The organism is Candidatus Syntrophocurvum alkaliphilum, assembly GCF_009734445.1.
GTDB lineage: Bacteria > Bacillota > Syntrophomonadia > Syntrophomonadales > Syntrophomonadaceae > Syntrophocurvum > Syntrophocurvum alkaliphilum.
The window spans coordinates 558,180-571,921 of the sequence record NZ_CP046457.1; the positions used below are offsets into that span (position 1 = coordinate 558,180).

General features: G+C 30.3%; 13 protein-coding genes and 1 pseudogene. 11 read left to right on the forward strand and 3 right to left on the reverse strand.

The annotated features are described in order from the left end of the window. Positions 1-69: 69 nt before the first annotated feature. The 3 genes from sigG (at position 70) to SYNTR_RS02690 (ending at position 2,849) form a co-directional block, all read left to right on the forward strand. Positions 70-840 carry an RNA polymerase sporulation sigma factor SigG gene (sigG, locus tag SYNTR_RS02680; protein WP_156203071.1) on the forward strand — a complete coding sequence of 257 codons (771 nt, stop codon included), beginning with the start codon at positions 70-72 and terminating at the stop codon, positions 838-840. Positions 841-869: 29 nt separating this feature from the next. Further along, positions 870-1,454, forward strand: coding sequence for a stage II sporulation protein R (gene spoIIR / locus SYNTR_RS02685; protein ID WP_156203072.1), 585 nt, complete (start codon positions 870-872; stop codon positions 1,452-1,454). Between the two features lie 69 nt (positions 1,455-1,523). After that, entirely contained in the window at positions 1,524-2,849 is a 1,326-nt protein-coding gene (locus tag SYNTR_RS02690; RefSeq protein WP_197079165.1) for a DNA methyltransferase, read from the forward strand. Positions 2,850-2,899: 50 nt separating this feature from the next. Here SYNTR_RS02690 and SYNTR_RS02695 read toward each other — a convergent pair whose 3' ends face one another. The 3 genes from SYNTR_RS02695 to SYNTR_RS02705 form a co-directional block, all read right to left on the reverse strand. Continuing rightward, positions 2,900-3,694, reverse strand: a complete 795-nt coding sequence (locus tag SYNTR_RS02695; RefSeq protein WP_156203074.1) for a S1 family peptidase — start codon at positions 3,692-3,694, stop codon at positions 2,900-2,902. A 167-nt stretch (positions 3,695-3,861) separates the two neighbouring features. Continuing rightward, positions 3,862-4,008, reverse strand: a complete 147-nt coding sequence (locus tag SYNTR_RS02700) for a hypothetical protein (RefSeq protein WP_156203075.1) — start codon at positions 4,006-4,008, stop codon at positions 3,862-3,864. Between the two features lie 19 nt (positions 4,009-4,027). Then, positions 4,028-4,210, reverse strand: coding sequence for a hypothetical protein (locus tag SYNTR_RS02705; protein WP_156203076.1), 183 nt, complete (start codon positions 4,208-4,210; stop codon positions 4,028-4,030). Positions 4,211-4,402: 192 nt separating this feature from the next. Here SYNTR_RS02705 and dprA point away from each other — a divergent pair, with 192 nt between their 5' ends. The 8 genes and pseudogenes from dprA to flgB all read left to right on the forward strand — a co-directional run bounded on the left by dprA (position 4,403) and on the right by flgB (position 13,741). Beyond that, a complete protein-coding gene (gene dprA, locus SYNTR_RS02710; RefSeq protein ID WP_156203077.1) occupies positions 4,403-5,497 on the forward strand; it encodes a DNA-processing protein DprA in 1,095 nt (364 codons plus the stop codon). A gap of 46 nt (positions 5,498-5,543) precedes the next feature. After that, the gene (gene topA / locus SYNTR_RS02715) at positions 5,544-7,619 is read left to right on the forward strand and encodes a type I DNA topoisomerase (protein WP_243140225.1); all 2,076 of its coding nucleotides are present in this window, start codon (positions 5,544-5,546) and stop codon (positions 7,617-7,619) included. Next, positions 7,606-8,922: a methylenetetrahydrofolate--tRNA-(uracil(54)-C(5))-methyltransferase (FADH(2)-oxidizing) TrmFO gene (gene trmFO / locus SYNTR_RS02720; RefSeq protein ID WP_156203079.1), complete on the forward strand. Its 1,317-nt coding sequence runs from the start codon at positions 7,606-7,608 to the stop codon at positions 8,920-8,922. Before topA ends, trmFO begins: the two co-directional genes overlap by 14 nt. A 60-nt stretch (positions 8,923-8,982) precedes the next feature. After that, a complete protein-coding gene (xerC, locus tag SYNTR_RS02725) occupies positions 8,983-9,897 on the forward strand; it encodes a tyrosine recombinase XerC (RefSeq protein WP_156203080.1) in 915 nt (304 codons plus the stop codon). A gap of 3 nt (positions 9,898-9,900) precedes the next feature. Beyond that, a complete protein-coding gene (gene hslV / locus SYNTR_RS02730) occupies positions 9,901-10,434 on the forward strand; it encodes an ATP-dependent protease subunit HslV (RefSeq protein ID WP_156203081.1) in 534 nt (177 codons plus the stop codon). A gap of 217 nt (positions 10,435-10,651) precedes the next feature. Further along, positions 10,652-12,052 carry an ATP-dependent protease ATPase subunit HslU gene (gene hslU / locus SYNTR_RS02735; protein ID WP_156203082.1) on the forward strand — a complete coding sequence of 467 codons (1,401 nt, stop codon included), beginning with the start codon at positions 10,652-10,654 and terminating at the stop codon, positions 12,050-12,052. 12 nt (positions 12,053-12,064) lie between these two features. Further along, a pseudogene (gene codY / locus SYNTR_RS02740) lies at positions 12,065-12,849 on the forward strand (GTP-sensing pleiotropic transcriptional regulator CodY). Positions 12,850-13,315: 466 nt separating this feature from the next. Next, positions 13,316-13,741: a flagellar basal body rod protein FlgB gene (gene flgB, locus SYNTR_RS02745; protein ID WP_156203083.1), complete on the forward strand. Its 426-nt coding sequence runs from the start codon at positions 13,316-13,318 to the stop codon at positions 13,739-13,741. Position 13,742: the final 1 nt, after the last annotated feature.

Below are 13,742 nucleotides of genomic sequence, written 5' to 3' on the forward strand. Positions count from 1 at the left end.
TATTTATCTAATTAGTAAATAATTTTAATGAAATAAATATAAAAAATATTTAGGGGAAGGGGTGGCTAGTTGATTAACAAGGTAGAAATATGCGGAGTAAATACTTCTAAACTGCCAGTTCTTAAAAATGAAGAAATGAAAAACCTCTTCGTTTCTATGCAATCAGGTGAATATGAAGCACGTGAAAAATTGATACAAGGAAATTTAAGATTAGTACTTAGTGTTATTCAGCGTTTTAGTAATAGAGGTGAATATGTTGATGACTTATTTCAGGTAGGATGTATTGGATTAATTAAAGCTATTGATAACTTTGATTTAAGTCAAAATGTAAGATTTTCAACATATGCTGTTCCGATGATTATAGGTGAAATAAGAAGGTATTTACGTGATAATAATGCTGTTAGAGTATCTAGGTCTTTGAGAGATATAGCCTATAAAGCTTTACAAGTACGGGAAAAGATGTTGTTAAACAACTCAGCAGAGCCTACTATTGCTCAAATTGCACAGGAACTTGAGGTAGGGCGTGAAGAAGTTGTGTTTGCATTGGATGCGATACAAGAACCTGTTTCATTATTTGAGCCGATATATAATGATGGTGGCGATCCAATCTTGGTTATGGATCAAATAAGTGATGACAAAAATTCAGATGAACTGTGGTTAGAAGAGATATCAATAAAAGAAGCATTAAAAAAATTAAATGATAGAGAAAAACATATAGTTTCTTTACGTTTCTTTAATGGAAAAACACAAATGGAGGTCGCTGAAGAAATAGGTATATCACAAGCTCAAGTTTCACGTTTAGAAAAGGCAGCCTTAAAACACCTGAAAAAATATATATAAGATGTGTTCATTTAAAGGGAGGCATACTAATGAGACATAGTTTAGTAATACTATTTTTATTAGCAGTAATACTTGCATTAGCAGTACCTATGACAGTCAATTATTATGATGTTGAAGAAGCATTTACTCCCGACAATCTAATAAGGGTTCAAATTATTGCCAACAGTGATAATGAAGAAGATCAATTTATAAAGTATCAGATTAAAGACGAACTTGTAAAAGTATTATCAAATAAATTAGAAGATGCTGAGGATGTTAGTGAAAGCGAAATAATAATAAAACAAAATTTAGGAACAGTAGAGAGCATAACAAAAAAAGTATTAAACTTATATAATAAAGAATATGATTCAACTGTAGCATTTTCTAATATAGAGTTTCCAACTAAATCATATGGTGATTTTGTATTACCTCAAGATGAATATAAAGCATTAAGAATAACACTAGGAAATGGTAAAGGAACAAATTGGTGGTGTGTATTATTCCCACCATTATGTTTTGCGGGTGACCCAGACAAACAAATTTTAGAGAATGAAGATACTCCGCCATTTTATGTAGTAGAAAAATTACAGAATATTAGAACTCCAAGAGTAACTATATACGACCTAGAGGAATAAAGTAGAAAAGTCCTGTTTATCAGGACTTTTTTTATGTTAAACTTTTTCAAAAGGGTATTGAGGTTAAAAATGAGCAAGAAAAAATCTACGGTTCAGCTAAACTGGGAAACGAAAAATAAGCAAATAACAAATAGCCAACAATTACTAAAGGATATTGAATTTGTACAACCTAATCCTATAATTCTTGATCAAGGAATGATAGTTGATTTTAAAAATGATTACTTTAAACATTCTAAACAAAAAACAAATAAACTAATTAAAGGGGATAATTTATCAGTAATAAATGCATTAATAAACCAAAAATATAGCCAAAAAATTGACTTAATATATCTTGACCCACCTTATTTTAGCAATATGGATTATACATCTAATATTTACATAAATAATGATTCAAAAAAAGCAGTAAAAAGACCTGCTTTTAAAGACACTTGGGAAAAAGGCATTGATTCATACCTAGATATGATGTATCAAAGGTTAGTTTTAATGAAAGAACTATTATCTGATAATGGCAGCATATTTGTTCATTTAGACTGGCATATTAATCACTATGTAAAAATATTGCTAGACGAAATTTTTACTCCTAATAATTTTATAAATGAAATAATTTGGTGTTACGGAGGCGGAAGTAATACTAAGAAATCTTTTCAAAAAAAACATGATACTATTTTATGGTACGCTAAAGGCTTAGACTATATATTTAATCCACAATATAGACCTTATACAGATGCTACTAGACAACGTGGATTAACCAAAGTAAAAGGTGAGAAATATAAATTAAATAAAAAAGGTGCTTTAATGCAGGATTGGTGGATAGATATTAATAAAATATTAAGTCCAACTGCTAAAGAAAACTTAAAATATCCAACTCAAAAACCTGAACCACTTCTGAAAAGAATAATTAGTACTGCTTCTAATGAGAATAGTTTAGTGGCTGATTTTTTTTGTGGTAGTGGAACATTAGGTAGAGTATGTGATGAATTGAATAGGCAGTGGATAATGTGTGATGATAGCAACATCGCTATTAATACTTGTAAATATGGCTTAATTACTAACTCACATTCACTTCCATTTTTAGTTCAAACTAATCATCTTAATGAAAATTTAGATAAAGAAGAAAAAGCTTTAGAGATTGTAAATAGCAGTGAGGATAAAATAACAGTAAATATTAACTTAAATGATTTTTATCATTCATCTGAAATTGAATATTTGGAAATAGATCCTAATTATAATGGAAAGTATTTTTGTTCTAATTATCAATTTATTAGTCAAAAACGTTTTAATAATTTTTCTTTGAATAATATCAACATAGAGCTAAATAAAAAATTAAATCCATATAATTTAGCAGCAAAGGCTACTAATGTATATGGAAATAATAAAATTATAATTTATAGATAATTATTAACGCTTTGTCAATAAAATCTCGGAAGGTTTTTATTTAATGTAATTTATTCATGTTCTGGAATATAATAATCTAGATTTGAGGCAGATATAGCTAGTGCCCTTGATTCTATATCATCCTCAATTTGTATTTGAGTTAATGCGAATACTATACCTACGACTTTACCATTTTTATTTACTACTGGACTGCCACTGTTGCCTTTTCTTATATCACTATCTATCTCAAACAAATAAAAATCTTCATTATCACTTCTATAATGATTCCCTATTTTTCCTTGAACTGCTATATTAGGAAATCCTAGAGGATTACCTATAATAAAAACTGTTTCATTTGTAGATGCTAAAGTATTTTGCAATGAAGCTTTAGGAAGATTTTCACCTTCAATAAATATAAAAGCTAAGTCTATATCAGGTATTTTTTTAAAATTATTACTAGTAAAACTTTTACCATCAGAAAATTCAATAGTTGCAGAAACAGCATTTTCTAATAAATGATGATTAGTTACTATTAATCCATCTGAACAAATGTTAAAACCAGTCCCCTGTCCACTTGTAATCATAGTCCCTTTGCTATTTTTAACATTTAAATATACAACTGCAGGTTTAATTGACTCTACCACTGGATTATCATTTAATTTATTACTTTCAGTTAAAAAAGAAAAGTTCTCTGATGTTATGAGTGGGAATAATTGACTAAAAGATAAACTAAGAAATGCTATTAATACAACAACAGAAAATAATTTTATAAGTATAGATTTTAAGGGACTTTTGTATTTTTCATCTTCTTCTAAATCACTTAAATTAAAATCATTATTTGAATATTTATCATTATCATTGTACATATATTTTTTTCACCTCTCCCCTTGAATTGATTTTAACATATAAATTAGTGGTTTCACCTGCAAAAAGCTAAACTTAAATTTAAGCTGAGCAAACTAACAAGTTAACTCAGCTTAAAATTTTTTGTAATTACTGTTTGTTTGTAAATAAAGAAATTATAATTTATCTACTAATAATGCCCTATTCTTTCTTGACGAATCAATCTATAGACATCAGTTTCTTTATTATCGCCAAATGGAAGCCAAACATTTTGATAAACATTTAAATCCAAAACATCTTCATAATCAAGAATAGCTTTATGATGTTGTTTTTGCAATTAATTAACCTCCAAGTTTTTAATAATTGTTTTTAAAAGATTTTCCTATTTTATGACCTAACATATAAATACTTCCAATTGCTACAGCATGAAATGCCCACCAGCCTGGTTCCATCAAACTAAAAGTTCCAGGATCTGGTTTATCCTCATTCATTATTTTTTTAGTTACTGAATTTTTAACATCCATTAAATCTGACATCATTATTTATCACCACCTTTATTTATATTTCATTATTATTTTCTCCACATAAAAAAAATTGACTAACACAATTTGTGCCTTAGAAAAAATAACCAAAAATACCAATTGGAAGAAAAAACTCTTGCATACTCGTCTTATTTGTGGTATCAATTTTGTAGGTTTAATATCATAAAATAAATCAAGAGGGATGTTAAAATGGATTTATTTGAGCGTTCTGTTTTATATTTTATTCATTGCATTAATGGAGTAGGGAATAGTACACTATGGACAATAAAAAAGTCATTTGGAAGTTTTACAAAATTTTATGAATCCAATAGTAAATTAATGTACAGTAGCTCGATACCTAATCAAATCATTAATGAAATAATAAATACAAGAAAAAATGTTGATCCTTTAAAAAATTTGGAAAACCTATTCTCAGAAGATATTAAAATAGTTTGTGTTGTCGAGGATGAATATCCTGAAAGTTTGCAAAATATATATAACAAACCATATATGCTTTACTATAGAGGTGATTTAAAGGTTTTAAATCAAACTGCTTTTGCTATTGTTGGAGCAAGAACTGCAACACCATATGGAAGAAAGGTTGCCAGACAATTTGGTCGAGATCTTTCAGCACAAAATATATCAATAGTAAGTGGTATGGCTAGAGGCATTGATGCAGAAGCACATTGGGGTGCATTAGAATCTGGAGGGAAAACAGTAGCTATACTAGGCAGTGGGATTAAAATAATCTATCCAAAAGAAAACGTAAAACTATATGAGGAAATTACTAAAAAAGGTGTAGTTTTATCTGAATTTGTACCAACAGCACAACCTAAACCAGGAAATTTTCCACAAAGAAATAGAATAATTTCTGGTTTATCAAAAGGTTTATTAGTAGTTGAAGCGAAGGAAAAAAGTGGGGCATTAATAACAGTTGATTTTGCACTCGAACAAGGTAAAGATGTTTTTGCTGTTCCTGGTCCTATAACAAGCAATAATAGTAAAGGAACAAACCAATTAATAAAAGATGGGGCAAAAATTGTTACTCAAGTAGATGATGTATTGGAGGAATATAAAGATGTTTCAATAGTTATGAATAGCCCAAGTTTTTTCCAGGAAAAATTAAAATTGCTAGACAATAATGAAAATAAAATAATACAATATATTGGATATAATCCTATACACTTAGATGAGGTAATTAAAAATGTAGGTTTAAACATTGGTGAGGTTAGTACTATTATACTTAAGCTAGAACTAGATGGCATAATACAAGCTCTTCCTGGTAACTACTATGTAAAAGTTTAACAAGCTTAAATTCAGTGAGGTGATATTTTTGGCAGCCACTACATTAGTGATAGTAGAATCTGCAGCTAAGGCAAAAACTTTAGGAAAATTTTTGGGAAAAAACTATAAAGTAAAAGCATCGGTAGGACATGTGAAAGATTTGCCTAAAAGTAAACTAGGGATAGACGTAGAAGATAATTTCGAACCAAAATATATAACCATAAGAGGAAAAGGTGATATTCTTAAAGAGATAAAAGATAATGCTCAAAAGGTTTCAAAAGTTTTACTTGCAACAGACCCAGATAGAGAAGGAGAAGCAATTGCATGGCATTTGAGAAATGCTATAAAAATTGATTCCGAAACAAAGTGTAGAATTGAATTTAATGAAATTACCAAGGATGCTGTAAAGCAAGCTATAAAAAACTCTAGAACAATAGATATGAATAGGGTGAATGCCCAACAGGCAAGAAGAATCCTAGATAGATTAGTAGGGTATAACCTATCTCCTTTATTATGGAGCAAGGTGCGCAAAGGACTAAGTGCGGGTAGAGTACAGTCAGTTGCGGTAAGACTTATTTGTGAACGAGAAACAGAAATTAATAATTTTCTGCCAGAAGAATATTGGACTATTCAGCTAAAAGTAGAAGATGAAAATAAACATATATTTCTAGCACGATTAAATAATTATAAGGGCAAAAAATTAGAAATTAACAATGAGACCGAAAAATCAGAAATTATATCAGAGCTTGAAAAAGCAAATTTGACAGTAGAAAAAGTAGTTACAAAAGAAAAAAGAAGAAAACCTAACCCACCTTTTACAACAAGTACTCTGCAACAAGAAGCTTCTAAACGTTTAAACTTTATGGCCAAAAGAACTATGCGAGTTGCACAGGAATTATATGAGGGATTAGAAATAGGCAAACAAGGAACTATTGGTTTAATAACGTATTTAAGAACGGATTCAATAAGGGTTTCTAGCACTGCGCAAGCAGAAGCGTTAGAATATATAAATGATGAATTTGGAAAAGAGTATGCGCCTAAAACACCAAATGAGTATAAGAGTAAAAAAGCTGCTCAAGATGCTCATGAATCAATAAGACCTACATCAGCTTCAAGGTCACCTCAGAGCTTAAAACAATATTTAAGTAGAGATCAATTTAGATTATATAAGCTTATATGGGAGCGTTTTATAGCTTCACAGATGACTCCAGCAGTTTATGACACAATTAGTGTTGATATAAGCGCAGGAGATTACGGTATTCGAGCCAGTTCATCTCAGTTGAAATTCCCAGGGTACAAAAAAGTATATAATGATAATGAAGAAGAAGAAATTAAGAATCCTATACCAGAATTAACTAAGGGACAGGAATTATTTTTAAATGAATTACTGCCTGAACAACATTTTACTCAACCACCGCCAAGATTTACTGAAGCAAGTTTAGTAAAATTACTTGAAGAAAAAAACATAGGCAGACCAAGTACCTATGCTCCAATCATAGATACTATTTTAAGACGAAACTATGTTGAAAGACAGAATAAGCAATTCATTCCTACAGAACTAGGATATATTGTTGTTGAATTATTAAAAGATAACTTCTCAAATATAATCGATGTAGAGTTTACTGCCCGAATGGAAGAAAATCTTGATCTAATTGAAGAAGGTGAGCTTGACTGGAAACAAGTAATTAAAGATTTTTACTCTCCATTTGAAGATGAAATGGAAAAGGCTCAGGAATTAATTGAAAAAATTGAAATTAAAGACGAAGAAGCGGGTAAGGATTGTCCTGAGTGTGAGAAACCAATATTAATAAAACATGGAAGATTTGGCAAATTTTTAGCTTGTTCTGGATTTCCTGACTGTAGACATACCGAATCTTATACTGAGGAAGTAGGTGTAAATTGTCCGGTATGCCAAGGAGAAATTATAGCTCTTAAAACAAAAAAGGGTCGAAAATTCTTTGGGTGTAAAAACTATCCTGAATGTGATTTTAAGACATGGAATAAACCTACAGGAGAATTATGTCCTCAATGTAGTAACGCAATGGTTGAAAAGACTAGTAAAAACAAAGATGTACATGCTATATGTCAAAACAATGAATGTAAGTACAAGAAAGAAATGGGTGTAGAAGTTGCAACAGATTAATGTAATAGGTGGGGGCTTAGCTGGTTCTGAAGCAGCTTATGCTATAGCTAATTGTGGTGTTAAAGTAAAATTATGGGAAATGAGACCAAACAATAATACACCAGTTCATCAAACGTCAAACCTTGCAGAATTAGTATGCAGTAATTCATTAAAATCAGAGTTAATAGATACATCACAAGGATTATTAAAAAAAGAGATGAGTATTTTAGGTTCTCTACTACTAAAATGTGCTGAATCCACAAAAGTTCCGGCTGGATCTGCATTAGCTGTGGATAGAGAGCTGTTTTCCAAAGAAGTTACAAAAACCTTGGAAGCAACTCCAAATATAGAAATTATTAGGGATGAAGTAACAGAATTAGATCATAACCAAATTAATTTAATTTGTACAGGACCTTTAACTTCAAAGACATTGCACGAAAGTTTGCAAAAATTAACTGGAGAGGAAAATCTATATTTTTTTGATGCAGTTGCACCTAGTATAACAGCCGAAAGCTTGGATAAAACTAAAGTATTTAAAGCTTCGCGCTATAATAAAGGTACAGCTGACTATTATAATTGTCCATTTACAGAGGAAGAGTACAATGATTTTTATCAAAATTTAATTAAATCAGATATAAAGCAAGGACACTCAGTTGATAAGAAACTTTATTTTAGCGGTTGCATGCCTATAGAAGTAATTGCTCATGGAGGCATAGATTCACTTAGATATGGCCCACTCCGCCCTGTTGGCTTAATAGATCCTAGAACTGGCCAACAACCTTATGCGGTATTGCAGCTTAGACAAGAGGATAGAGATGGCAACATTTATGGATTAGTAGGTTTCCAAACCCGTTTAAAGTGGGGAGAACAAGATAAGGTTTTTCGTTTAATTCCGGGTTTAGAGCAAGCTGAATTTATTCGTTATGGTGTAATGCATAGGAACACATTTATTAATAGCCCTAAGCTATTACTACCTACATTACAATTAAAACAAAATGAGAATATATTTTTTGCAGGACAAATTACTGGTGTCGAAGGTTATATGGAATCAGCTGTTACCGGAATAATAGCAGGTATTAATGCAGTAAGATATATAAAAAAAATGCCCCTAATGTATCCTAATAGATTTACTATGACAGGTGCCTTAATAGACTTTATAACTACATCTGAATCCAAAGATTTTCAACCTATTAATGCTAACTTTGGATTAATTCCTCCATTAGAAGAACGTATTAAAAACAAAAAAGAAAGATACAAACAATATTCAAATAGAGCGATAAAGGCAACTAAGAAATTTTCAGAATTGTTTCTGAGTAACTTGTAAAAAAAGGTATATTATGTTAGCATTTTTTTAGCAAAGAACTTCGGAGGTACATATAAGGGGATGCTGCTATTTGAGCATATAGAAAGTTTCTTTAACCACCTTAAAATTGAAAAAAATGCTTCAGAGTTTACTATAATTAGTTACAAAACTGATATTGAACAGTTTTTTTCTTTTTTATCACAAAAATATGGCATACCTAAAGAGGATATAACAACTGATCATATTGTACATAAGTCTGCAAGAGAATACCTTATATTAATGCAGAATAAACAAATGAGTAGAGCGACTATAGCGAGAAAACTTGCAACAATAAGATCTTTTGTGAAGTTTTTATGTCGTGAAAATGTGTTAGCCAATAATCCCATAGCGACACTAAGCACTCCTAAACAAGAAAAAAAACTTCCACGTTTTATATATCCGACTGAAATATCTCTTCTTATAGAAGCTCCTAACATAAACAAATCAACAGGTATAAGAGATAAAGCAATTTTAGAAACATTATATGCAGCTGGATTAAGAGTATCAGAACTAGTTAATTTAAACTTAATTGACATAGATATTAATGAAGAATTTATTAAGGTTAGTGGTAAAGGAAAAAAAGAACGTATCATACCATTCGGAACGCAAGCTAAAAAAAGTTTAATAGAATATATTCGCACAAGCAGAAATATTTTATTAAGTAAAAATGATAAAAATACAGATGCAGTATTTTTGAATAGGTATGGAAATAGACTGTCAAGCAGAAGTGTTAGAAATATAATAAATAAATATGTAGAACAAGTAGCAATTAATCAAAAAATTAGTCCACATACTATAAGACATTCTTTTGCTACTCATCTTTTAAATAATGGAGCAGATTTAAGATCGGTTCAAGAACTACTTGGTCATGTGAAACTTTCTACGACTCAAATCTATACTCATGTTACCAAAGATAATATTAAAAATATTTATGAAGAAACACATCCTAGGAGGTAAATAATGTTTCATGCCACAACTATAGTAGCAGTAAAAAAACAAAATAAATCTGCTATAGCAGGTGATGGTCAAGTTACTTTTGGACAAAATATAGTAATGAAACAAAATGCTACTAAAATTCGTAAGCTTTACGATGGTAAAGTACTTGCTGGGTTTGCTGGCTCAGTTGCTGATGCGTTTACTTTATTCGAAAAATTTGAGGATAAGCTAAAACAAGCTGGAGGTAATTTAACTAAAGCATCTGTTGAAATAGCTAAAGAGTGGCGGACAGATAGGGTTTTAAGAAAATTAGAGGCTTTATTAATTGTTATGAATACAGAAAAAATGTTTATTATTTCTGGTAATGGTGAAATAATAGAACCGGATGAAGGTGTTACAGCTATTGGTTCAGGAGGTCCATATGCATTAGCAGCAGCTAAGGCATTACATGAATATTCTGATTTAGATGCTAAAGAAATTGCTTACAATTCCTTAAGTATTGCAGCAAATATATGTGTCTATACAAATAATAATATTACAGTTGAAGTATTAGAATAAGAAAATATTTTATTTAATATACCCTTCATAATATAGTCAAATTTAACATAGAAAAATAACCATATATTATAAGTGTACAAATAAAGCTTAATTTTAGCTATGAATCTCTATCTATATGTAGATGATTATATAGCCCTACCTACGCAGTGAATAAAATTTTTACTGCGTTTATAATATACGTTTAAAATACAATAAGTAATTTTAAGGAGGAAATGCCTTGTACAAACTTACTCCTAGAGAAATTGTTGAAAAACTAGATAAATACATTATTGGTCAAAAAGATGCCAAAAAAGCAGTTGCCATAGCCTTAAGAAATAGATACAGAAGAAAAAAATTACCTAATGAGGTTAGTGAAGAAATTTACCCAAAAAATATAATAATGATAGGTTCTACAGGTATAGGAAAAACAGAAATTGCCCGACGTTTAGCTAAACTAGTAAAAGCACCATTTATAAAAATTGAAGCTACAAAGTTTACTGAAGTAGGTTATGTGGGTCGTGATGTTGATTCTATGATAAGGGATCTCTTAGAGACATCAATAAGTATTGTTAAACAAGAAAAAATGGAAGTTGTAGAAGATAAGGGGAGAAAACTTGCGGAGGAGAGAATAGTAGATTACATATTACCTTTACCAGAAAAGAAAAGTAATACTCCTAAAAATCCTTTTGAAATGTTACTGGGTCAAAATAACGAAACAAATCAATATGATGAAGAATATAAAAATAAGATAAAAGATATAGAGGAAAGAAGAGAAATAGTCCGACAGCAACTAAAAAGATATGAGCTAGAAGATGAAATCATTGAAATTGAAGTTGAAGAAAAAAACACTTCTTTTATGGAGGTTATTTCTGGATCAGGAATTGAAGAAATGGGAGTAAACATGCAAGATATGTTTGGTGGATTACTCCCTAAAAATAAGAAAAAAAGAAAAGTTACAGTTGCGGAAGCTAGAAATATTTTAACATATGAAGAAGCCCAAAATTTAATAGATATGGATGAGGTTCATAGAGAAGCTATAAAAAGAGTAGAGGAAGATGGGATAGTATTTCTGGATGAAATTGATAAGATAGCAGTACAAGATAGTCCACATGGTCCCGATGTTTCTCGGGGTGGAGTGCAAAGGGATATACTTCCTATAGTTGAGGGTTCAACTGTAACTACCAAATATGGTCTTGTTAGAACAGATCATATATTATTTATAGCTGCTGGAGCTTTTCATGTTAATAAACCTTCTGATCTTATACCAGAACTCCAAGGAAGGTTTCCTATTCGAGTAGAATTAGTAAGTTTAAATAAAGAAGACTTAAAACGAGTTCTAACAGAACCTAATAATTCATTAATTAAACAATATATAGCACTAATATCTACAGAAAAGGTGGAAATAAAATTTTCAGATGAAGCAATTGATTATATAGCTGAAATTGCACATGAGGTTAATCTTAAAACTGAAAATATTGGTGCAAGAAGGCTTCATACTATAATGGAAAAAGTTTTAGAGGATTTACTTTTTGAGTCTTCGGATATGAGTGGCCAAAGCATATCTATCAATAAAGACTATGTTAAAATTCGATTACAAAAGATTATTGAAGACGATGATTTAAGCAGATATATCTTGTAGGAGGTCATATATTTGAATAATGGAATTTTAAAAAAGTCTAGAGCCATAAATAAAATACTGCAAAAAATAGCTGGAAATCCAGTTGATTTTTTTGAAATGGCATCTGTTTTATCAATGAATTTAGAATGTGGTGTTTTTATTGTAGGAAGAAGAGGTCAAATAATAGGATATGCTTTTAATGCAAGTGATGGGTGTACAGATATTGATAATTTAATAAGCCATGCAGAACGATTTCCCGAGAGTTTTAATCAAGATTTGATTTATATTCAGGAAACTAAAACCAATGTTGTTCTAGACGAGGGAAGAAAATGTATTTTTAATGTTTCCGATGATTCTTCTTGTATGTGTTCCTCCCGTATATGGTCAATAGTGCCTGTTTTTGGAGGAGCAAGAAGAATAGGTACACTGATTATAACTAGAGCAACCCAAAACTTTAGTGATGAAGATATTGTATTAGCTGAATATGGTGCAATTGTTGTAGCAAATGAAGTAATGCGAATGAGAGCAGAGAGAATAGAAGAAGATGCACGTAAGAAAGCTTCTGTTCAAATTGCTATTGCTACCTTATCATATTCGGAGAAGGAAGCGATTGATCATATTTTAGCTGAGCTTGATGGTAATGAAGGCTTATTAGTTGCAAGTAGAATAGCCGATAAAGTGGAATTACTAGATCTGTTATAGTAAGTGCTCTTAGAAAATTTGAAAGTGCGGGTGTTATAGAGTCCCGATCATTAGGAATGAAGGGCACATATATAAAGGTACTTAATGACTATTTATTTGAAGAACTAAAGAAATAATATTTTAATAATACTATATAGTACTTAAGAACCAGCTTACAAGGCTGGTTTTTTTTATTTTTAGTGTATGAAAAAAATGTAAATTCAATATATTTATCTACATTTTTTTTATTCAAGGGAGGATTTTAGGATAAAAACTAGAATTCACAAAATGTAGACCAAATGGAACATAGAGAAATATAAGGAAAAATATTCCGCATTAATTACTTGCTTTAACTGTCGGATGAATTTTGACATATTATGAAATATATTACAAGATATCTGCGAGCTAACCTAAGAAAAAAGATTGAAGTCCTAATAATAATGACAATTTATGCTATAATAACTCATGGAAATAAAATACAAGTACCAAAACACAAAAAATGATGGAAATAGTTCTACTGCAAAAACCCTATTACGAAGCAGTAGAATCAAAGTTTAGATATAAAAGGACTCTATAGGATGATTAAATGGGACGGTGTTATTTATGTTAAAACAAGTATTTTCCTCTTCAACACATTCTATTTTGCAAAAATCTATGGATACAGCTAATTTACGTAATGAAGTTATAGCAAATAATATTGCTAATGTTGATACTCCTGATTTTAAACGTAGTGAAGTTGTTTTTGAAGACAAATTAAAGGAGCTTTTGTCAACCAAAGCTAATCGAAGTGAACTTCAAACGACCAACCCTAAACATATTCAATTAGGTGGTAATAACAATAGCATAAAACAAATAGAGCCAACTATTCACCAAGTTGGCGACTATAGCTATAGAAATGATAAAAATAATGTTAATATCGATACTGAAATGGCTAAATTAGCCAAGAACAAAATTAATTATGATGCATTAACTCAGAGTATGAGTAATGAAATACGTCTTCTTAGGATAGCTATAACAGGGAGGGGTTAGT

What these genes read in the sequence shown, in the direction of transcription:
- hslV (WP_156203081.1), top strand. Translation starts at nt 9,901, where the DNA reads ATGTTTCATGCCACAACTATAGTAGCAGTAAAAAAACAAAATAAATCT.
- dprA (WP_156203077.1), top strand. Translation starts at nt 4,403, where the DNA reads ATGGATTTATTTGAGCGTTCTGTTTTATATTTTATTCATTGCATTAAT.
- SYNTR_RS02695 (WP_156203074.1), bottom strand. Translation starts at nt 3,694, where the DNA reads ATGTACAATGATAATGATAAATATTCAAATAATGATTTTAATTTAAGT.
- xerC (WP_156203080.1), top strand. Translation starts at nt 8,983, where the DNA reads ATGCTGCTATTTGAGCATATAGAAAGTTTCTTTAACCACCTTAAAATT.
- SYNTR_RS02690 (WP_197079165.1), top strand. Translation starts at nt 1,524, where the DNA reads ATGAGCAAGAAAAAATCTACGGTTCAGCTAAACTGGGAAACGAAAAAT.
- spoIIR (WP_156203072.1), top strand. Translation starts at nt 870, where the DNA reads ATGAGACATAGTTTAGTAATACTATTTTTATTAGCAGTAATACTTGCA.
- flgB (WP_156203083.1), top strand. Translation starts at nt 13,316, where the DNA reads ATGTTAAAACAAGTATTTTCCTCTTCAACACATTCTATTTTGCAAAAA.
- SYNTR_RS02705 (WP_156203076.1), bottom strand. Translation starts at nt 4,210, where the DNA reads ATGATGTCAGATTTAATGGATGTTAAAAATTCAGTAACTAAAAAAATA.